Origin of the sequence: Chachezhania sediminis (genome assembly GCF_009765275.1) — a bacterium.
Classification (GTDB): domain Bacteria; phylum Pseudomonadota; class Alphaproteobacteria; order Rhodobacterales; family Rhodobacteraceae; genus Chachezhania; species Chachezhania sediminis.
Genome location: NZ_VOPH01000004.1, coordinates 144,476 through 161,728, shown reverse-complemented (window position 1 = coordinate 161,728; position 17,253 = coordinate 144,476). Strand labels below are relative to the sequence as shown.

At 66.1% G+C, this 17,253-nt stretch carries 14 protein-coding genes; 6 read left to right on the top strand and 8 right to left on the bottom strand.

The genetic code is table 11. The annotated features are described in order from the left end of the window. Positions 1 to 68 precede the first annotated feature (68 nt). The 6 genes from FQK05_RS14310 to FQK05_RS14285 form a co-directional block, all read right to left on the bottom strand. The gene (locus tag FQK05_RS14310; protein ID WP_158967979.1) at positions 69 to 551 is read right to left on the bottom strand and encodes a GNAT family N-acetyltransferase; all 483 of its coding nucleotides are present in this window, start codon (positions 549 to 551) and stop codon (positions 69 to 71) included. A 305-nt stretch (positions 552 to 856) separates the two neighbouring features. Next, positions 857 to 2,251, bottom strand: coding sequence for a dihydrolipoyl dehydrogenase (gene lpdA, locus FQK05_RS14305; protein WP_158967977.1), 1,395 nt, complete (start codon positions 2,249 to 2,251; stop codon positions 857 to 859). A 224-nt stretch (positions 2,252 to 2,475) separates the two neighbouring features. Beyond that, the gene (locus FQK05_RS14300; RefSeq protein WP_158967975.1) at positions 2,476 to 3,054 is read right to left on the bottom strand and encodes a DUF924 family protein; all 579 of its coding nucleotides are present in this window, start codon (positions 3,052 to 3,054) and stop codon (positions 2,476 to 2,478) included. Between the two features lie 96 nt (positions 3,055 to 3,150). Next, positions 3,151 to 4,446 carry an MFS transporter gene (locus FQK05_RS14295; protein ID WP_158967973.1) on the bottom strand — a complete coding sequence of 432 codons (1,296 nt, stop codon included), beginning with the start codon at positions 4,444 to 4,446 and terminating at the stop codon, positions 3,151 to 3,153. Positions 4,447 to 4,680: 234 nt separating this feature from the next. Next, entirely contained in the window at positions 4,681 to 5,733 is a 1,053-nt protein-coding gene (queA, locus tag FQK05_RS14290; RefSeq protein ID WP_158967971.1) for a tRNA preQ1(34) S-adenosylmethionine ribosyltransferase-isomerase QueA, read from the bottom strand. A gap of 180 nt (positions 5,734 to 5,913) precedes the next feature. Beyond that, the gene (locus FQK05_RS14285) at positions 5,914 to 9,564 is read right to left on the bottom strand and encodes an AsmA-like C-terminal region-containing protein (protein WP_158967969.1); all 3,651 of its coding nucleotides are present in this window, start codon (positions 9,562 to 9,564) and stop codon (positions 5,914 to 5,916) included. Positions 9,565 to 9,743: 179 nt separating this feature from the next. Here FQK05_RS14285 and bcp point away from each other — a divergent pair, with 179 nt between their 5' ends. From bcp to FQK05_RS14265, 4 genes are all read left to right on the top strand, one after another. Further along, complete coding sequence (gene bcp / locus FQK05_RS14280) at positions 9,744 to 10,205, top strand: thioredoxin-dependent thiol peroxidase (RefSeq protein WP_158967967.1); 462 nt, start codon at positions 9,744 to 9,746, stop codon at positions 10,203 to 10,205. A gap of 26 nt (positions 10,206 to 10,231) precedes the next feature. Further along, a complete protein-coding gene (locus FQK05_RS14275; protein ID WP_158967965.1) occupies positions 10,232 to 11,017 on the top strand; it encodes a ferritin-like domain-containing protein in 786 nt (261 codons plus the stop codon). A 418-nt stretch (positions 11,018 to 11,435) separates the two neighbouring features. Continuing rightward, on the top strand, positions 11,436 to 12,764 hold the full coding sequence (locus tag FQK05_RS14270) for a M23 family metallopeptidase (RefSeq protein ID WP_158967963.1): 1,329 nt from the start codon (positions 11,436 to 11,438) through the stop codon (positions 12,762 to 12,764). Beyond that, the gene (locus FQK05_RS14265; protein WP_158967961.1) at positions 12,754 to 13,353 is read left to right on the top strand and encodes a bactofilin family protein; all 600 of its coding nucleotides are present in this window, start codon (positions 12,754 to 12,756) and stop codon (positions 13,351 to 13,353) included. Before FQK05_RS14270 ends, FQK05_RS14265 begins: the two co-directional genes overlap by 11 nt. Before the next feature lie 226 nt (positions 13,354 to 13,579). Here FQK05_RS14265 and FQK05_RS14260 read toward each other — a convergent pair whose 3' ends face one another. Then, on the bottom strand, positions 13,580 to 14,134 hold the full coding sequence (locus FQK05_RS14260; RefSeq protein WP_158967959.1) for a peptidylprolyl isomerase: 555 nt from the start codon (positions 14,132 to 14,134) through the stop codon (positions 13,580 to 13,582). Further along, positions 14,127 to 14,633 (bottom strand): peptidylprolyl isomerase, encoded by a 507-nt coding sequence (locus FQK05_RS14255; RefSeq protein ID WP_158967958.1) that lies wholly within the window; start codon positions 14,631 to 14,633, stop codon positions 14,127 to 14,129. The genes FQK05_RS14260 and FQK05_RS14255 overlap by 8 nt, the downstream gene beginning before the upstream one ends. Positions 14,634 to 14,788: 155 nt before the next feature. Here FQK05_RS14255 and FQK05_RS14250 point away from each other — a divergent pair, with 155 nt between their 5' ends. Both FQK05_RS14250 and FQK05_RS14245 read left to right on the top strand, forming a co-directional pair. Beyond that, a complete protein-coding gene (locus tag FQK05_RS14250; protein WP_158967956.1) occupies positions 14,789 to 15,979 on the top strand; it encodes a phosphoglycerate kinase in 1,191 nt (396 codons plus the stop codon). Between the two features lie 284 nt (positions 15,980 to 16,263). Beyond that, positions 16,264 to 17,157, top strand: a complete 894-nt coding sequence (locus tag FQK05_RS14245) for a fructose bisphosphate aldolase (RefSeq protein WP_158967954.1) — start codon at positions 16,264 to 16,266, stop codon at positions 17,155 to 17,157. The last annotated feature ends 96 nt before the right edge of the window (positions 17,158 to 17,253 follow it).

Sequence of the window (17,253 nt, the reverse complement as noted above, 5' to 3'; positions counted from 1 at the left end):
CGCAACAGGGTCAGTTGTCGCCGACGTTAACGACCCGCCCCGCCGCGGGCCAGCCGTCAGGCAACCGTTTAACCCGACGGCGTCACCGCCTTGCGCATGGTGATCGAGGTCGGCCGGTCATAGCCTTCATGCGCCGTCTCGCCGACCTTGACGAAACCCATCTTGCCGAAGGCCGCGTGGTTTTCGATCAGTTCCACCCGGACCTGCAGCTCCACCTCCGGCAGGCCAAGATCCCGCGCGCGCTCCTCTGCCAGATCGACCAGCACCCGCGCCAGCCCCTGCCCCCGCGCCGAGGCATCCACCGCCAGCTTGCCCAGATAAAGGCAATCCGGCTTCAGGGTCAGGAAGACGCAGGCCACGGGCGGTGTGCCCATGATCCAGACCTCGCCGGTTTCGCATTGCCGGGCCACATCGGCGGCCGTCAGACGCACCATCGAGGACGGCGGATTGATGCGGGCATCCATGAAGGCGAAGGAGCGTTGGATCAGGGACAGGACGTCGGGAACACGGGGGTCGTCGGGCAGACAGCGTTCTGGGCAGAGGTCAGACATGGAGGCACCGGTTTGAAGTGACGGCTTTCCTTGCCACGGCGGGACGGCGGCGGACAAGAGATGCTGTCGTTCGAAACGCTGCCGCAACGAAAGGTGCGCGGGGACCACGGACCCGACCGACAACCATGACCGAGGAGGCCGTAGGGTGCATGCTCTGCACGCACCATCCCGGCGTCATCAAAAGGTGCGCGGGGCCACGCAACCTACCGGCAACCACCACCGCAGGGACCGTAGGGTGCGTGCTCTGCACGCACCATCCAGACGTCATCAAAGGGTGCGTGGGGGCCACGCAACCTGCGCATGGGTCAGAAGTGGATCGCCCTTCCATAGGCGTCCAGAACGCTTTCGTGCATCATCTCCGACAGCGTCGGATGCGGGAAGACGGTGGCCATCAGGTCCTCTTCCGTCGTTTCCAGTTGCCGGCCGACGACATAGCCCTGGATCAGCTCTGTCACTTCGGCGCCGACCATGTGCGCACCCAAAAGCTCGCCCGTCTTGGCGTCGAAGACGGTCTTGATCATGCCCTCGGGCTCGCCCAGGGCGATGGCCTTGCCGTTGCCGATATAGGGGAAACGGCCGACCTTGATGTCATAGCCCGCTTCCTTTGCCCTGGCCTCGGTCATCCCGACCGAGGCGACCTGCGGATGGCAATAGGTGCAGCCCGCGATGCTGCCCGGCTTGATCGGATGGGCATGCTGGCCCGCGATCAGTTCGGCCACCATCACGCCCTCGTGGCTGGCCTTGTGCGCCAGCCACGGCGCGCCGGCGATATCGCCGATGGCATAAAGGCCGTCGACACCCGTCCGGCAGTATTCGTCGACCACGACATGGGTCCGGTCGACCTTCACGCCCGCCTCTTCCAGGCCCAGGTCCTCGACATTGCCGACGATGCCCACGGCGCTGATCACGGTGTCGAACTCGTGCTTCTCGACCTTTCCCCCGGTCTCGATATGGGCGACCACCTTGTCGGCCCCGCGGTCCAGCTTCTTGACGCCGGATTTCTCCAAGATCGTCATACCCTGCTTCTGGAACTGCTTCTTGGCAAAGGCCGAAATCTCGGCGTCTTCCACCGGCAGGATGCGGTCCATGACCTCGACCACCGTCGTCTCGGCCCCCAGCGTGTGATAGAAGCTGGCAAATTCGATACCGATGGCGCCGGACCCGATGACCAGCAGTTTCTTGGGCATATGCGGCGGTTGCAGCGCGTGCTTGTACATCCAGACCCGCTTGCCGTCCGCCTCAAGCCCCGGCAGATCGCGGGCACGGGCACCGGTGGCCAGGATGATGTTCTTGGCGGTCAGCTCTTCGGTCCCCTTGTCGGTCGCGACCGAAACCTTGCCCTTCCCGGCCAGTTTCGCCGTCCCCATGATCGTGGTGACCTTGTTCTTCTTCAGAAGGTGGCTGACGCCGCCCGACAGTTGCTTGGCCACCCCGCGCGAACGCTTGATGACCGCGCCTATGTCATAGCCGATCTTTTCCGCCGACAGCCCGAATTCCTTGGCCCGCTCCATCAGGTGGAACACTTCGGCCGAACGCAGCAGTGCCTTCGTCGGAATGCAGCCCCAGTTCAGGCAGATGCCACCGACATGTTCCCGCTCGATAACGGCGGTCGACAGGCCCAGCTGCGCGGCACGAATGGCGGCGACATAGCCACCCGGGCCGGCACCGATCACGATCACGTCGAAGGATTTCCCGGCCATTGCGCCCTCACTTCCGATCTGGGGTCAAAAAGTGGTTTAATGGTAAACTATCTGGGCGCGCAGGACAATGGAGCAATGACGCCGACAACGCGACATATCGCTCGGGCCCGGGCCGGGCGGCGATCCGGCGTCGCGCGCAACCTCGCCGAAGGCCCGCCCGCCGGGGGCCGGGCCCTGACCGCCACGATGCCTGCGGCCCCGTCGGGGATCCGCACGGGCCAGGATCAGGCGGCGGACTGCAGCGCCCGGACGGTGGCGCCATAGCCGCCGTCGGCCACATAGGCCAGTTCCTGCGGGGTCGACGGCCGACGCAGCGCGGCATTGCGATGGGGGAAGCGGCCGAACTGGCGGATCACCTGCCGGTGCGCCTTGGCGTGCAGCAGGTTGTCCGCGCCGGTCTCGGGCATGCGTTCCTTCATCATCCGGATGCACCTCTCCTGGTCGGTCAGGCATTCAGCATGCATCAATGGCAGGTAGAAGAACTGGCGTTCCGGCTCCGGCACCGTCAGGTCCCAGTCGTGGTCGATCGCCCACTTGGCGTATTTCCGCGCCAGCCCATCGGTGGCGAAGGACCGCCCGTCGCCACGGAACATGTTCCGCGGGAACTGGTCCGTCAGCACGATCAGGGCCAGCATGTCACGCGGGGTCTGTTTCCAGGCGCACAGCGCCTCGCGGCCTGCAGCCTCCCACGTTTCCTGGAACCGTTCGCGGATCGTCGCGTCCAGCGTCTCGTCCGCCTTGTACCAGCCCTCTCGCCCGACTTCGTCCAGCCAGAATTCCAGCACCTCTTGAGGGCCCACCATGGTTCACTCTCCTCGCTTCACGGACCCTCGATATTGTTCACAAATCGCCCGTTGAACAGGCACTTGTGATCAAAAATTGCGACAGGCCGTCACATATCACGAAGAGCCGGCCGCCGACTGTTCCTCCTGCGCGGCCTCTTCGGCGGCTTCCAGCTCGGCCTCGATCACCACTTCCTGCGCGACCTCGACCGCGATGGGCGAGGTGATGGCCGTCACCGCCATCATCGCGCCGGTCTCCTCGACCGGGACAGCGGCGCGCTGCGTCGCGCGATAGGCGGCATAGACCGCCAGTGCCACCATCAGCACGGCCATGTAGACGAAATAGCCCGCAGGCCCCAGCACGGCGGGCCCCATCAGCCAGCCGACCAGCAGCGGACCGACACTGGCCCCCAGCCCGTTCAGGAACAGCAAGCCGCCCGAGGCCGCGGCCATATCCTCGTGCCCCAGATAGTCGTTGGTATAGGCAATCAGCAGCGAATAGAGCGGGTTGGCCGTGCCACCCGACAGGAAGGCCACAACCAGCAGCACGGCAAAGCTGTCGCCCAGGGCGTAGCCCGCAATGGCCGCACCGCCGCCCAGAAGCGACAGCGCCAGGATCAGCATCCGCCGGTCGACCCGGTCCGACATCCAGCCCAGCGGGAACTGCATCAGCAACGCGCCGACATAGAACATGGCGATGAAGATCGAAATTTCGGCCACCGTCAGCTGTGCCACCGCCCCGAAGACCGCCGCCATGCCGTACTGGGCCGAGATCACGCCGCCGACCATGAAGGTTCCGACACAGCCCAGGGGCGACACCTTGAAGAGCGTCTTCAGGGGCATCGGTTTCGTGGTGTCGAAGGGCGGTGTCGGGCTGATCGACAAGAGGATCGGCGTGAACGAGATCGAGACGAGCACCGAGGCGATCACGAAACCGACATAACCGCCCGGATCCGAAACCAGCACCAGCCCCTGACTGGAGATCATGCCGATCATCATGACCGCCATGTAAAGCGACAGCGCCTTGCCCCGGTTCGCGTTGTCGGCAGCATTGTTCAGCCAGCTTTCGGCCACGACATACACGCCGCTGAAACAGAAGCCGACCAGCGCCCGGCCTAGGATCCAGACGACGGGCTCCGGCAGCACCGGATAGACGATCATCACGGCCGAAATGCCCGAGGCGAGCGCCGCGAACACCCGCACATGACCCACGCGGCGGATCAGCTCGGGCGCGGCCCGCGACCCGCCCAGGAAGCCCGCGTAATAGGCCAGGATGATGAACGACATGTCGAGGGTCGAAAATCCCTCCATCTCGCCCCTCAGACCCAGCACCGTGGTCTGCAGGCCATTGCCCACGGTCAGAAGCCCAAGACCCAGCAGCAGGGCCCATGCGCTCGACAAAACCTGTATCATTCGCGCCTCCGGTCGTGCCCCACGCCCGCAACAAGATCCTAGCCTTCGCCCGGGCGGGCAAAGCGCTCGCCCCGTTCTGCGACAGACAGCGTCGTATTTGAACCCCCGGCCGCATCGGGCCCGGCGTCCCATGGTCGCGGCGCCTGACCCGGCCAGGCGCGCGCGCTTTTCTTCTTCTTTTCAGAAATACTCCGGGGGAGTCCGCCCCGAACGGGCGGGCGGGGGCAGCGCCCCCTAGTCCCCGGGGATCAGAAGCGATGCATCGCCATAGGAAAAGAACCGGTACTTCTCCCGCACGGCGTGATCATAGATCGCCCGCACCCGGTCCTGCCCCATCAGGGCCGACACCAGCATCATCAGCGTCGATTTCGGCAGGTGGAAATTGGTCATCAGCGCATCCGTCGCCCGGAACCGGAAGCCGGGATAGATGAAGATGTCTGTCTCCCCCTCCCATGGCGCAATCTCTCCGCCCCGCGCCGCCGTCTCGATCAGGCGCAGGGCTGTGGTTCCCACCGGGATCACCCGCCCGCCCGCGGCCTTCGTCTCCCGGATCTCGTTCGCCGCCGTCTCGCCGACCCGGCCCCATTCGGCATGCATCCGGTGCGTGGTCACGTCCTCGACCTTCACCGGCAGGAAGGTTCCCGCGCCCACGTGCAGCGTCACATGGGAGAAGCCCACGCCCATCGCCGCCAGCCGCGCCAGCAGGTCGGCATCGAAGTGCAGCGAGGCCGTCGGCGCCGCCACCGCCCCGTCATGGCGGGCAAAAACGCTCTGGTAGTCGTCACGGTCCTGCGCGTCCGCCGCCCGGCGCGCGGCGATATAGGGCGGCAGCGGCATCGCACCCACACGTTCCAGCGCCGCGGCAAAGGCTTCTCCCCCGGTCGAAAAGCGCAGTACCGCCTGCCCCTCCTCCACCGCCGTCAGTTCGGCCGCGAAATCCTCGGCGAAACGGATCACCTCGCCCGGCTTCACCTTGCGCAGGGGCTTCAGCAGCGCCGTCCACTGCCCGTCCGCCCGGGGTGCCAGCAAGGTCGCCTCGATCTTCGCGCTGACCGGCCCCTGGCCGCTGTCGCGGGCCCGCATCCCGGACAGGCGCGCCGGGATCACCTTGGTGTCGTTCAGAACCAGCCGGTCGCCCGGCCGCAGCCAGGACGGCAGGTCGGACACCCGCGCATCGGTGATCGCGGCGCCGTCGGCCACCAGCAACCGGGCCGATGTGCGCGGCACCGCAGGGCGGGTCGCGATCAGGTCTTCGGGCAGGTCGAAATCGAAATCGGAGAGTTTCATGGACCGCGCCTATAACGAAGCCGTGCGGGAAGGGAAACGGCCAAGCGCACCCGGTGCAGACGTCCCCGGCCCGCCGGCGGGACCGCCCGGTCCCACCAGGCCGGTCGGGCAGTCGGTGTGGGCTTACGAAAGGCGACGGACGGGCGCGAACGGCGGCGACGGAACACATGTTTCGCAGGTTCAGCGGTCGCCGCCCTGGAACAGTTCCTGCGGCGGGGACACGGTCTCGATCCGGTTTTCTTCGCCTTCGCTGGCCGGCGGCTGGGGCCGCGGCGCGTCGCGAAAGACGTTGCGCAGCACGGACGGCGTCAGCGCCGACAGCAGGTTCACCGTCACCCGCGGATCCTCGGCCTTGCCCTTCATGGTATAGTTGAACCCGATCAGCCCCTCGCCCTTGCGGGAAAAGACCGACCCGATGGCATTCAGGAAATAGATCGGGGAAATCACGCCCCGGGCGTCCAGCCGGTCCGCCGCGATATCATAGCTTCCGTCCATCGACACGCCGATGGACGCCCCCACCGCGCTCGACTTGTAGATCGTCAGCATATCGGGTGTCAGGCGGAAGCTTGCCTCGACCTCGGAAAACTGGATCCCCTGGCCTGCCAGCTCGCTGAACAGACCCACCACGCTGATCGCGTTCAGAAGGGCCGCGATCGCCGGAGCGCCGGAAATCCGCGTCTTGGTGATTTTCAGCGCCCCGGTATAGGCCGACGGCGTTTCGGTCGGGGAAAGGGTCAGGATCATGTCGCCGCCCCGCCCATAGGTCAGCATGCCCGCCGACCGCACCACGCCACCCGCATCGCTGGACGTGATGCGGAAAGCACTCTTGGCGCCCTGGGGCGTGATCGTGCCATCGATCCGCGACCCGCCGTTCACCAGGCCGCTGAAACTGCCCTGAAACCCGCCCGCCATGTCGAAATCGCCGGTGAATCCGGTCAGAGAGACACTGTCCGTGATCTTCACCCGGTCCAGCACCGCCGTCATCTTGCCGGCCGACCCGCCGCCTGCACCGCCCGTGTCGCCTGTGTCGCCTTCTTCGGGAATCGTCGATTCCAGCGGGGCAAAGCGGCCGCCCAGCACGTGGATGTCCGGGTCGGCACTGCCGCGGCCGACCAGTTCGGCCTCGACATCCAGCCAGTTGCCGATCTTGACGGAACTGAACCGCGCGGCGTCCAGGTTGCCGTCCGGGCGCACCGTGACCGCGCCCTGGGCCGTCAGCCCCGCCGCCGCGACCGAGACGCTGTCGACCCGCGGCACCGCGTTGAAGGTCACCTGCGCCTCCAGCCTGCCCGTGCCGGCGGTGGGCTTGCGCCAGCCCAGCGACGGGATCGCCAGGCCCACGCCCGCAAGGTCCGACCGCGCCTTCAGAACGGGCGGCCCTTCATGCGGCAGGGACAGGGTGAAATCCGCCGTGCCGGTGCCGAAGACACTGCCGTCCGGCAGGCCGATGCCGAACGTATCGACCAGCCGCTGCGACAACTCGCCCGAACCGGTCACCATGCCGCCGCCCGCCCCCGGGCCCAGCGGCTGGCGCCAGGTCACCTTTGCCGGCAGATCGCCCACCTTCGCATCGCCTGCGACCGACACGAAGGTCGGGTCCCCGACCAGCAGCATGCTGTCCGCCGTCAGCATCTGGCCGGGCACCAGTTGTCCGCTCCGCAAATCCGTCAGCCGGGCCGAGACATCGTATCCGATCTCGTCGAACCGGATCACGTCCTTCAGCGGCAGGCGCAGCGATCCTTCGGCAACCGCGTGACCTTCGGCGAAATCCACCGGCAGGCCGGATGTCTTCAGCACCTCCAGCGGCGGCTGGTTCAGGACCGACAGGAAAGCGGTGACCGTCCCATCGGCCCGCAGCCGTGTCAGGCTGGGCGCATCGGGCTGATCGACATTGGGGATCTCGAAGGAACTGCCGGCCACATCGATGGCCCCTCCCTGCTCCGGCTCGACCCGTCCGGCCGTCAACGTGCCGGCCAGCCGCATCACGCGCTCGCCATCCGCGCCCTGTGCCCCCGGCCCGACCGGATAGAAGTCCGACAGGCCCGGCGTCGCGTCGTCGACGATCTGCCGCGCCTTGATATCGTCGACCACCATCGACATCGTCCGGTCGTCGTTCACGGCCACCTGCACCTCTGCAGGCCGGGCCGACGCATCCTGCACCGGGCCCAGCTTCAGATTGTTCAGCCAGCCTTCGATCGATCCGTGACCTTCACCGTCCAGAATCCGCGGCAGCGTCGGGTGATAGCGGATGGTCGCGCCCTCGAAGTCGAAATCGACATGCAGCGCCGGCGGACGGCCCGGATCCGCGCGCAGGGCGGCGTCGACCTCGACGATGCGGCCGGCTTCCAGATTGACCGCGGCCCAGTCCCGCGCCTTGGCAGCCAGGGGCGGCGGCCACAGCTCGATCAGCCGGTCGGTCGTGATCGTGTCCAGCCGCCCGTCCAGAGCGATCTTCCAGCCTGCAGGATCCGCCCGCGCCTCGCCCGACAGAAGCAGCGCGCTGTCGCGGTCCGCCAGCGTCAGTTGGCCCAACGTCAGGCGGTACGGGTCCAGCTGCAGCCGGAAGTCCGCCGCCGCCCCGTCGAGGTCCAGGGGTTCGGGGTAGATGCCGTTCGGGTTCAGCGACAGTTCGGACATCGTGATCTGACCGATGAGCGACGAGAACCACCCCGTCTCGGTCGTGTCCAGATAGGCCTCGCCCGTCGCCTCGGCCCTGCCCCAGGCGGTATCGGCCCACAGTTCGTCGAAGCGCAGCGTGCCTTCGGCGGGATCGTAGGTGAAATAGCTGCGCGCGCCCCGAAACGGGATCGGCCGCGTCGCATCGGTCGGCTGCAGGACGCCGCGTCCGATATGCAGCGTCGCATTCAGCGGCCCCAGCGCGCCGCTTTCGGTCATCTCTCCCCGGACGGCGCCCGAGATCGGCGCCCGCAGCGACGCCAGCCAGGCCAGCGCGGCATTCTGCCCGGCCACGTCGCGGGCATCGAAATCCTGCACCTTGAAGCCAAAGCTCGCACGCTCCTGCCCGATCGGGCTTTCGAAGCTGAATTCCATGGTCGAGGTGCCGGAGTGCCCGCCCGCAACGGAAAAACCGCCGTTGATCGACAGGTTGGTCTGGCTTCGCACCGCGCTGACCCGGCCGCCTTCCAGCAGGTAGTTCTGCCGCGCGCGCCGGTCGATATAGCGCAGGGACAGGTCGTCGACATCCGCCCGGCGCAGGCCCTTCAGCAGCGGCGCCTGAAGCACGTCGTCCACGGTCGCGATCAGCTCCGGCAGGTTCGGCGCCTGTCTCAGCGGGTCGGAACCGATCATGAAGGACAGCGACAACTGTCCCGCGGTCGAACGTTCCAGGAACCCGGTGACCCCGTGCAGCGCGACCGACCGCGGCAGCAACTGGCGCTGCAGCAGGGCGCGCATCGACAGCGGGATGTCGGCGCGGTCTATCTTGACCAGGTCCTGGCCCGCGGGGTCGGTGATGACGACATCGCCGAAGGTCACGTTGGGCCGACCGCCCTTGGCCAGGATGAAACCGATCTCGCCGAAGGACAGACCCATGCCGCCCATCTGTTCCTCCAGCTTTTCGGCGATCTTGTTGCGCACGAAACCCGGCGCCAGCAGGGTCTGGCCCACGAACAGCACGCCAAGAAGCCCCACGATCAGGGACAGGGTCGTCAGCCCGTGCAGCGTTCCGCGGCTGACGCGCCAGATGCGGTGACGGCGGCGCTTGCCCTTCGGCATGGCGCGGATCTCGGCCCTTGTATGGCCGCGGCGGCGCGGACGCTGAACCGGCGCCGTCTTGCCTTCTGTCCCTGCGTCATCGTCCTTCGACGCCATGCCAAGCCTATCGCCGCCTTTTCAGTTGCCGTCGGCAACCTATTATGAAACCCGTGCCATGGCGACGCCGCAGCCCGTTGTCACACGGAATTGAAACCGCCTGTTACCATCGGCACGCCGGGCTGCCGGCGATCCTGCCGCCCGCAGCACGGACCGAATTCACCGCGATGGAGACCCCGATGCCCCAGATTTCAGATACCGCCCCGGACTTCACCCTGCCCCGCGATGGCGGCGGCGATGTGACCCTGTCCGCCCTGCGAGGCGCACCTGTTGTTCTGTTCTTTTATCCCAAGGATAATACCCCCGGATGCACCAAGGAATCCATCGGATTTTCCGAAAGCGCGCAGGCCTTTGCCGAGGCCGGGGCACAGGTTTTCGGTATCTCGAAGGACAGCGTCGCCAGCCACGACAAGTTCGTCGCCAAGCAGTCCCTGACCGTTCCTCTCCTCTCCGACGAACACGGCACGGTGTGCGAGGATTACGGCGTCTGGGGTGAAAAGAAGATGTACGGCAAGACCTTCATGGGCATCACGCGGTCGACCTTCCTGATCGATGCCGACGGCAAGATCGCGCAGGTCTGGCCCAAGGTGAAGGTCGACGGCCACGTGGCCGAGGTGCTGGAGGCCGTGAAAGCCCTTTGACCCCCGTGACAAAGACCCTGACACAAATGGCGGTGGAGGTCCTGTCCACCGCCGACGGCCGCGCCAAGGCGGCGCTGTCGCGGGCCAATGCCGCGGCCTGGTTTGCCGCGCGCCGGGGCGAGGCGCCGGAAATCCCGGTCGGCACTGCCAGCCCGCCCGACTTTCCCGCGCGCCCCGAACGGCCGGACCTGCTGAACCCGCGCGACGTACCGCGGCGCCGTCCCGGCAGCCCTGCGGGCCGGATCGCGCTGCTTCATGCCGTGGCGCATATCGAACTGAACGCCGTCGATCTGCACTGGGACATCGTTGCCCGTTTCGGCCATGTGCCGATGCCCATGGGCTTCTACGACGACTGGGTGAAGGCCGCGGACGAGGAATCCAAGCATTTCGGCCTGGTCAGCGACTGCCTGGAGGCGATGGGATCCCATTACGGCGCCCTGCCCGCCCATGCCGGCATGTGGCGCGCGGCGGCCGACACGGCAGACGACCTGCCCGGCCGGCTGGCCGTGGTGCCGATGGTACTGGAAGCCCGCGGGCTGGACGTGACGCCCGGCATGATCGCGATCTTCGAAAAGGCCGGCGCCGAACAGGCTGTTGCCGCGCTGAAGGTGATCTATGCCGAAGAGGTCGCCCATGTCGCCTATGGGTCGAAATGGTTCAACTTCCTCTGCGGGCGCACCGACACCGATCCGAAGGACGCGTTCCACAGCCTGGTCCGCCGCTATTTCCACGGCGTGCTGAAGCCCCCCTTCAACGAGGAAAAGCGTGCCGATGCCGGGCTTCCGCCGGACTTCTACTGGCCGCTGACCTAAAGCGGCCCAGTGGGCGCGCTGGATGATCGGGCAAAAGATGTCGTGAATTCGACGTCAGCGCCCGATTCCGACGTCGGCTGAACCGCCACATGCTGTAGAGCAAGAGCGGATTTCCACCATTGGTTGAATTTGATTTTCCCAAATCAGCATTTCGTGGTAGGTAAGTGGGAAAAGCGCAAAAGAGCAGGCACCCTTGGTTGCGACAACTTGGCAGGGTTCGAAGGGTTTCAGGCCCCTTCCGGCCATATCCTGCGGCTGAATAGGCGAAGACTCGCCTATCTATTGTAGCTGACGGGCAGATTACCTCTACCCATGGCCACAAGGCTTGCTCAATTGCGAACACGTGGACTACGAAGTTGCGCAAGGCGCCGGGAGCCCTGAACTGCGCGCCTTAAGGGGATGGGATAGGGGAATAAAAGTGCGAACGAAGCTCGCTATCAGGCTAAACAGAGTTCTGGAGAAAAGGTTCCCGGAGAGACGCGTATTTCTGAAGTCTGATACGGATACCCGGTTCATCCGGCTTCGTCCTGCGACCCAGCTTATTGCCGTTTCCGCCGCGATCCTTCTGACCTCCTGGGCCATCATGGCATCTGCAATCGTGTTGATGGACAGTATCGGTTCGGGCAATTTCCGCGATCAGGCAAAACGCGACAAGGCCGTCTATCAGGAACGCCTGAAGATCCTGTCCACCGAACGGGACAGCCGCGCGGAAGAGGCGCTGGCCGCCCAGAACCGCTTCAACGCCGCACTGGAACAGATCTCGGTCATGCAGTCCGACCTTCTGGAATCCGAAACTCTGCGGCATGAACTGGAAACCGGGATCGAGGTCATCCAGACGACGCTGCGGACGGTCATGAAGGAACGGGACGGCGCCCGCGAAGCGCTGGCCGCGCTGAGGGCCGAGACCGACGGTGAAAGCCAGATGCTTCTGGCCGCCGAAGCCGCCCCCCGCCAGATCGAATTCATGTCCCGGGCACTGGGACGCACCGCGGCCCAGCGGGACCAGATCCAGGCCGATGCCCAGGTGGCGCTGGACGAACGCGACCGCCTGCAAGACGAACTGATCGCCATGCGGGACCGCAACGACCAGATCTTCCGCCAGCTGGAAGAGGCCGTCGCCATTTCGGTCGAACCGCTGAACAAGATGTTCAAGTCCGCGGGCCTGCCGCCCGAGAAGATCATCGAACAGGTCCGTCGCGGCTATAACGGCCAGGGTGGCCCGCTGACCCCGATCTCGTTCTCGACCCGGGGCGAGGAGCCTTCGGGCGACGAAATCCGCGCCAACCGCATCCTGGACCAGATGGATCGGCTGAACCTTTACCGTATCGCGGCCCAGCAGGCGCCCTTTGCCAAACCGGTGCACAGCGCGGTTAGGATGACATCGAATTACGGCTATCGCCGCGACCCGATCACCGGCGGCAGCAGGCTGCACGCGGGCATGGATTTCGCCGGCCCCTACGGCACCGACATCTTCGCCACCGCCGACGGCGTCGTGACCCATGCAGGCTGGCAATCGGGCTATGGCAAGCTGGTCGTGATCAAACATGCCTTCGGGCTCGAAACCCGCTATGCCCATACCTCGCGCATTCACGTCAAGAAGGGCCAAAGGGTCTCGCGCGGGCAGCACATAGCTGATATGGGTAGCACCGGCCGCTCAACGGGGACGCACCTCCACTACGAAGTGCGCGTGAACGGTCAGCCAAAGAATCCTCTGACTTATCTCAAGGCTGCGAACAATGTTTTCTAAGAGCAAGATCAACGAACCTGGCCCTCGCGCCTCGGAAGCAGCTCCCGCAGCCCCGGCCGCCGCACGGCCGGCGCCGCCGAAGCCTGAGCAGCAGATTCCGACCCCCACGCCCAAGCCCAAGCCGGCCGCGTCCATCCTGTCCTCGGACCTGCACATCACCGGCAACCTGAAGACGACCGGCGACATCCAGGTGGAAGGCACCGTCGAAGGCGACATCCGCGCCCACCTGCTGACCATCGGCGAGACTGCAACGATCCGAGGCGAAGTGACCGCCGACGACGTCGTGATCAACGGCCGTATCGTCGGTCGGGTGCGTGGCCTGAAGGTCCGCCTGACCGCCACCGCACGTGTCGAAGGCGACATCATCCACAAGACCATCGCCATCGAAAGCGGTGCGCATTTCGAAGGCTCGGTCCAGCGTCAGGACGACCCGCTGCAGCCGAAATCGGCCCAGCCGAAGCCGGCCGGCGACGCAGCCGAGTCGAAGAGCGTCGCAGCCGAGAACCGCGCCGCATCGGCCCGCACCTCGAAGGCTGCAACGGCCGCTGCCGCGGCCCGCAAGCAGGCCGACGACGCCTCGAACGGCTAAAAGACCTTCGCAAAGACCAATCAGACGGCCCTGCAGTTCCGCTGCGGGGCCGTTCTCGTTTGGCGACTCACCTTTCGCGCCTCGCCGACCGGCCCGCTCTCGCATCGCCCAACCGGCGGGCAAGCGGTTGATCTATCGGCAAGGTCCCGCCCATGTCCGCGGTATGAAAAACGGCCCCGCAGCAGCGCTGCGGGGCCGTGTTGCGATCTCGCCTGCGATCCGGCGTTCAGTCGGTGACGGTGACCGATTTCATCATGTCCGGCTTGCCGATCACGGCGCCGTTCTGGCCTGTACCGCGCTTGATCTGATCGACCACGTCCATGCCAGAGGTCACCTTGCCGACGACCGTGTACTGGCCGTTCAGGAACGGACCGTCGTCGAACATGATGAAGAACTGCGAATTTGCGCTGTCGGGATCCTGCGCGCGGGCCATGCCGACCACGCCGCGTTCGAACGGGATGTCCGAAAATTCGGCCTTCAGGTCCGGTTGGTCGGACCCGCCACGGCCGGCCATGCGCATGTCGCCGCCCATCTTGCCGTATTGCACGTCGCCGGTCTGGGCCATGAAGCCATCGATGACGCGGTGAAAGACCACCCCGTCATAGGCGCCGTCATCCGCCAGTTCAGCGATCCGCGCGGCATGTCCCGGCGCCACGTCTTCCAGAAGGTCGACATGCACGGTGCCGTTGGCGCCCTCTCCCTCGATCACGATATCAAGGCCGGTGGCCGCGGCAGGCCCCGCCAGCGCCACGACGGCGGCGGTCAGAAGCAGCCTACGCATCCGATGCGACCTTGACACTGATCATCCGGTCGGGGGCCGCGGGCGGCTCGCCCCGGACGATGGCGTCGACATGTTCCATGCCGGAAATCACGCGGCCATAGACCGTGTACTGCCCGTTCAGGAAATGGTTGTCCTGGAAGTTGATGAAGAACTGCGAATTGGCGCTGTCCGGGTTGGCCGACCGCGCGGCGCCCAGGGTGCCCCGGTCATGCGGCAGACGCGAGAATTCGGCCGGCAGGTTCGGCAGGTCGGACCCGCCGGTCCCGGCCATGCGCAGGTTGAACCCGTCTTCCATGTTGCCGTTCTTCACGTCGCCGGTCTGGGCCATGAACCCGTCGATCACGCGGTGAAAGCAGACATTGTCATAGGCTCCGGCGCGGGCCAGTTCCTTCATCCGCTCGGCATGCTTGGGGGCAACGTCCGGCAGCAGCTGGATCGCGACCGTGCCGTCTTTCAGCTCCATCAGGATCGTGTTTTCGGGATCTTCGTACTCGGCCATCTGGCTCTCCGTCCTTGTCAGGGTCTGCGAATTGTCCAGACATCTATTCCCAGTGCGCCGAATTGCCAAGGGAGCGCTCGAAACTGCCGCATTGACGGCCGGTCCGGGAACGGGAAAACACCCCGTCAACAGGGATAGTGACGAAGGAACTGACGATGGCGTGGAATTCGCTCGACGACATGGATCTCGGCGGGAAGCGGGTCCTGGTGCGTGTGGACATCAATGTACCGCTGACGGACGGCAAGGTCACGGACGACACGCGAATCCGCCGCCTGTCGCCGACGCTGGAAACGATCTTCGAGGCCGGCGGCACGCCGATCCTGCTTGCGCATTTCGGCCGGCCCAAGGGCAAGGTCGTGCCCGACATGTCGCTGCAGAAGCTGGTGCCGGTGCTGGAAAAGGCCTTTGACCGCCCGATCCTGTTCTGCGCCGACTGCCGCGGCCCCGCGGCCGAAGCCGCCCTGGCCGCCCTGCCCGAAGGCACGCTGCTGCTTCTGGAAAACACCCGGTTCCACCCGGGCGAAGAACAGAACGACGAGGCCTTCGCCGCCGAACTGGCAGCCCTCGGCGACATCTACTGCAACGACGCCTTCTCCAGCTCGCACCGGGCCCATGCCTCGACCGAGGCGCTGGCCCGCGCCCTGCCCGCCTGCGCCGGCCGCCTGATGGAGGCGGAACTCAAGGCGCTGGACGCGGCCCTGGGCCACCCGGCCCGGCCCGTGGTGGCCGTGGTCGGCGGTGCCAAGGTCTCGACCAAGCTCGAACTCCTGGGCAACCTCGTGTCGAAGGTCGACCACCTGGTGATCGGCGGCGGCATGGCGAACACGTTCCTCGCAGCCCAGGGCCTTGCCGTGGGCAAGTCGCTCTGCGAGCACGAGATGACGGACACCGCACAGGACATCATGGCCACGGCCGAAAAGGTCGGCTGCGAGATCGTTCTCCCGCTGGATGCCGTCATCGCCCGCGAGTTCAAGGAAGGGGCCGCGAACGAGGTCGTCCCGATCGACGCCGTCCCCGCCGACGCGATGATCCTGGATGCCGGCCCGGAAACCGTGAAACATTTCGCGGAGGTCCTGGAAAAGGCCCGCACGCTGGTCTGGAACGGCCCGCTGGGCGCGTTCGAGATCGCCCCCTTCGACACCGCCACCAACGCGGCCGCGGCCATCGCGGCCACCCGCACGGCCGACGGTCAGCTGACCTCCGTCGCCGGCGGCGGCGACACTGTGGCGGCCCTGAACAAGTCCGGCGCAGCCGACAGCTTCACCTACATCTCCACCGCAGGCGGCGCCTTCCTGGAATGGATGGAAGGCAAGGTCCTTCCGGGGGTCAAGGCGCTCGGCGCCTGATCCCGAAGGCCTGCGACCGCTTCGGCGGCGTGCCGCCTCCGGCGGGAGTATTTTGGAAGAGAAGAAGCCAGGGGCGCGCGCCCCTCCTTCTTCGGTCTTCAAATACCTCGGGGGGAGGCCGCGCAGCGGCCGGGGGGGCAGCGCCCCCACCTGCCCCCGATTGCCGCATCGCAGAACCGTTCGCGCTAACGACATTGCGCGGTGCTCCCCTGGTGCCGTATTCAGCCAGAAGGCCGCGCGCCACGACATCCCATACCGACCCCATGCTATTGGAAGGACGACCCATGCCCAACCAGACCCAGGCTGAACAGATGCGCGCAGGCGGCGGCTTCATCGCCGCCCTGGACCAGAGCGGCGGGTCGACGCCGAAGGCGCTGAAGCTCTACGGGATCGAGGAAGACGCCTATTCCTCCGAGGCCGAGATGTTCGACCTGATCCACCAGATGCGCGCCCGGATCATCAAGTCGCCCGCCTTTACCGGCGACAAGGTCATCGGCGCGATCCTGTTCGAGATGACGATGGACCGCGACATCGACGGGACGCCCACCGCCACCTATCTGTGGGAAAACCGCAAGGTCGTGCCGTTCCTGAAGGTCGACAAGGGCCTGGCCGACACCACCGACGGCGTGAAACTGATGAAACCCATGCCGGACCTGGACGCACTGCTGGAAAAGGCCGTGTCCAAGGGCATCTTCGGCACCAAGATGCGTTCGGTGGTCGACGCGGCCAACCCGACCGGCATCGCCGCCAACATCGCCCAGCAATTCGAAATCGGCCACCAGATCCTGGGTCACGGCCTGGTCCCGATCATCGAGCCCGAAGTCACCATCTCGATCCCCGACAAGGCCGAGGCGGAAGAGATCGTCCTGGCCGAGATCCTGAAGGGCCTCGACACTGTGGCGGACGACCGGCAGGTGATGCTGAAGCTGTCGCTGCCCACCGTCGCCAATCACTATGCGCCGCTGGTCGACCACCCCCGCGTGATGCGCGTGGTGGCCCTGTCGGGCGGCTATGCCCGGGACGAGGCCAACGCGATGCTGGCCCGGAACCGCGGCATCATCGCCTCGTTCAGCCGCGCGCTGACCGAAGGCCTCTCGGCCCAGCAGTCGGATACGGATTTCGACAAGGTGCTGGCCGAAACCATCGCCGCGACCCACGCCGCCTCTGTCGCCGGCTGACAGACCCGGGCGGCCCGCCAAAGGCCGCCCCCACCCACCCAGCTTCTGCTTCGGAGGTGCGGTCATCGTGGGATTTGCGCCCTGATCGAAGGTTGG

Coding starts and splice junctions, on each gene's coding strand:
- FQK05_RS14295 (WP_158967973.1), bottom strand. CDS start 4,446: ATGATACAGGTTTTGTCGAGCGCATGGGCCCTGCTGCTGGGTCTTGGG.
- FQK05_RS14310 (WP_158967979.1), bottom strand. CDS start 551: ATGTCTGACCTCTGCCCAGAACGCTGTCTGCCCGACGACCCCCGTGTT.
- FQK05_RS14260 (WP_158967959.1), bottom strand. CDS start 14,134: ATGCGTAGGCTGCTTCTGACCGCCGCCGTCGTGGCGCTGGCGGGGCCT.
- lpdA (WP_158967977.1), bottom strand. CDS start 2,251: ATGGCCGGGAAATCCTTCGACGTGATCGTGATCGGTGCCGGCCCGGGT.
- queA (WP_158967971.1), bottom strand. CDS start 5,733: ATGAAACTCTCCGATTTCGATTTCGACCTGCCCGAAGACCTGATCGCG.
- FQK05_RS14265 (WP_158967961.1), top strand. CDS start 12,754: ATGTTTTCTAAGAGCAAGATCAACGAACCTGGCCCTCGCGCCTCGGAA.
- FQK05_RS14250 (WP_158967956.1), top strand. CDS start 14,789: ATGGCGTGGAATTCGCTCGACGACATGGATCTCGGCGGGAAGCGGGTC.
- FQK05_RS14245 (WP_158967954.1), top strand. CDS start 16,264: ATGCCCAACCAGACCCAGGCTGAACAGATGCGCGCAGGCGGCGGCTTC.
- FQK05_RS14275 (WP_158967965.1), top strand. CDS start 10,232: ATGGCGGTGGAGGTCCTGTCCACCGCCGACGGCCGCGCCAAGGCGGCG.
- bcp (WP_158967967.1), top strand. CDS start 9,744: ATGCCCCAGATTTCAGATACCGCCCCGGACTTCACCCTGCCCCGCGAT.
- FQK05_RS14285 (WP_158967969.1), bottom strand. CDS start 9,564: ATGGCGTCGAAGGACGATGACGCAGGGACAGAAGGCAAGACGGCGCCG.
- FQK05_RS14300 (WP_158967975.1), bottom strand. CDS start 3,054: ATGGTGGGCCCTCAAGAGGTGCTGGAATTCTGGCTGGACGAAGTCGGG.
- FQK05_RS14255 (WP_158967958.1), bottom strand. CDS start 14,633: ATGGCCGAGTACGAAGATCCCGAAAACACGATCCTGATGGAGCTGAAA.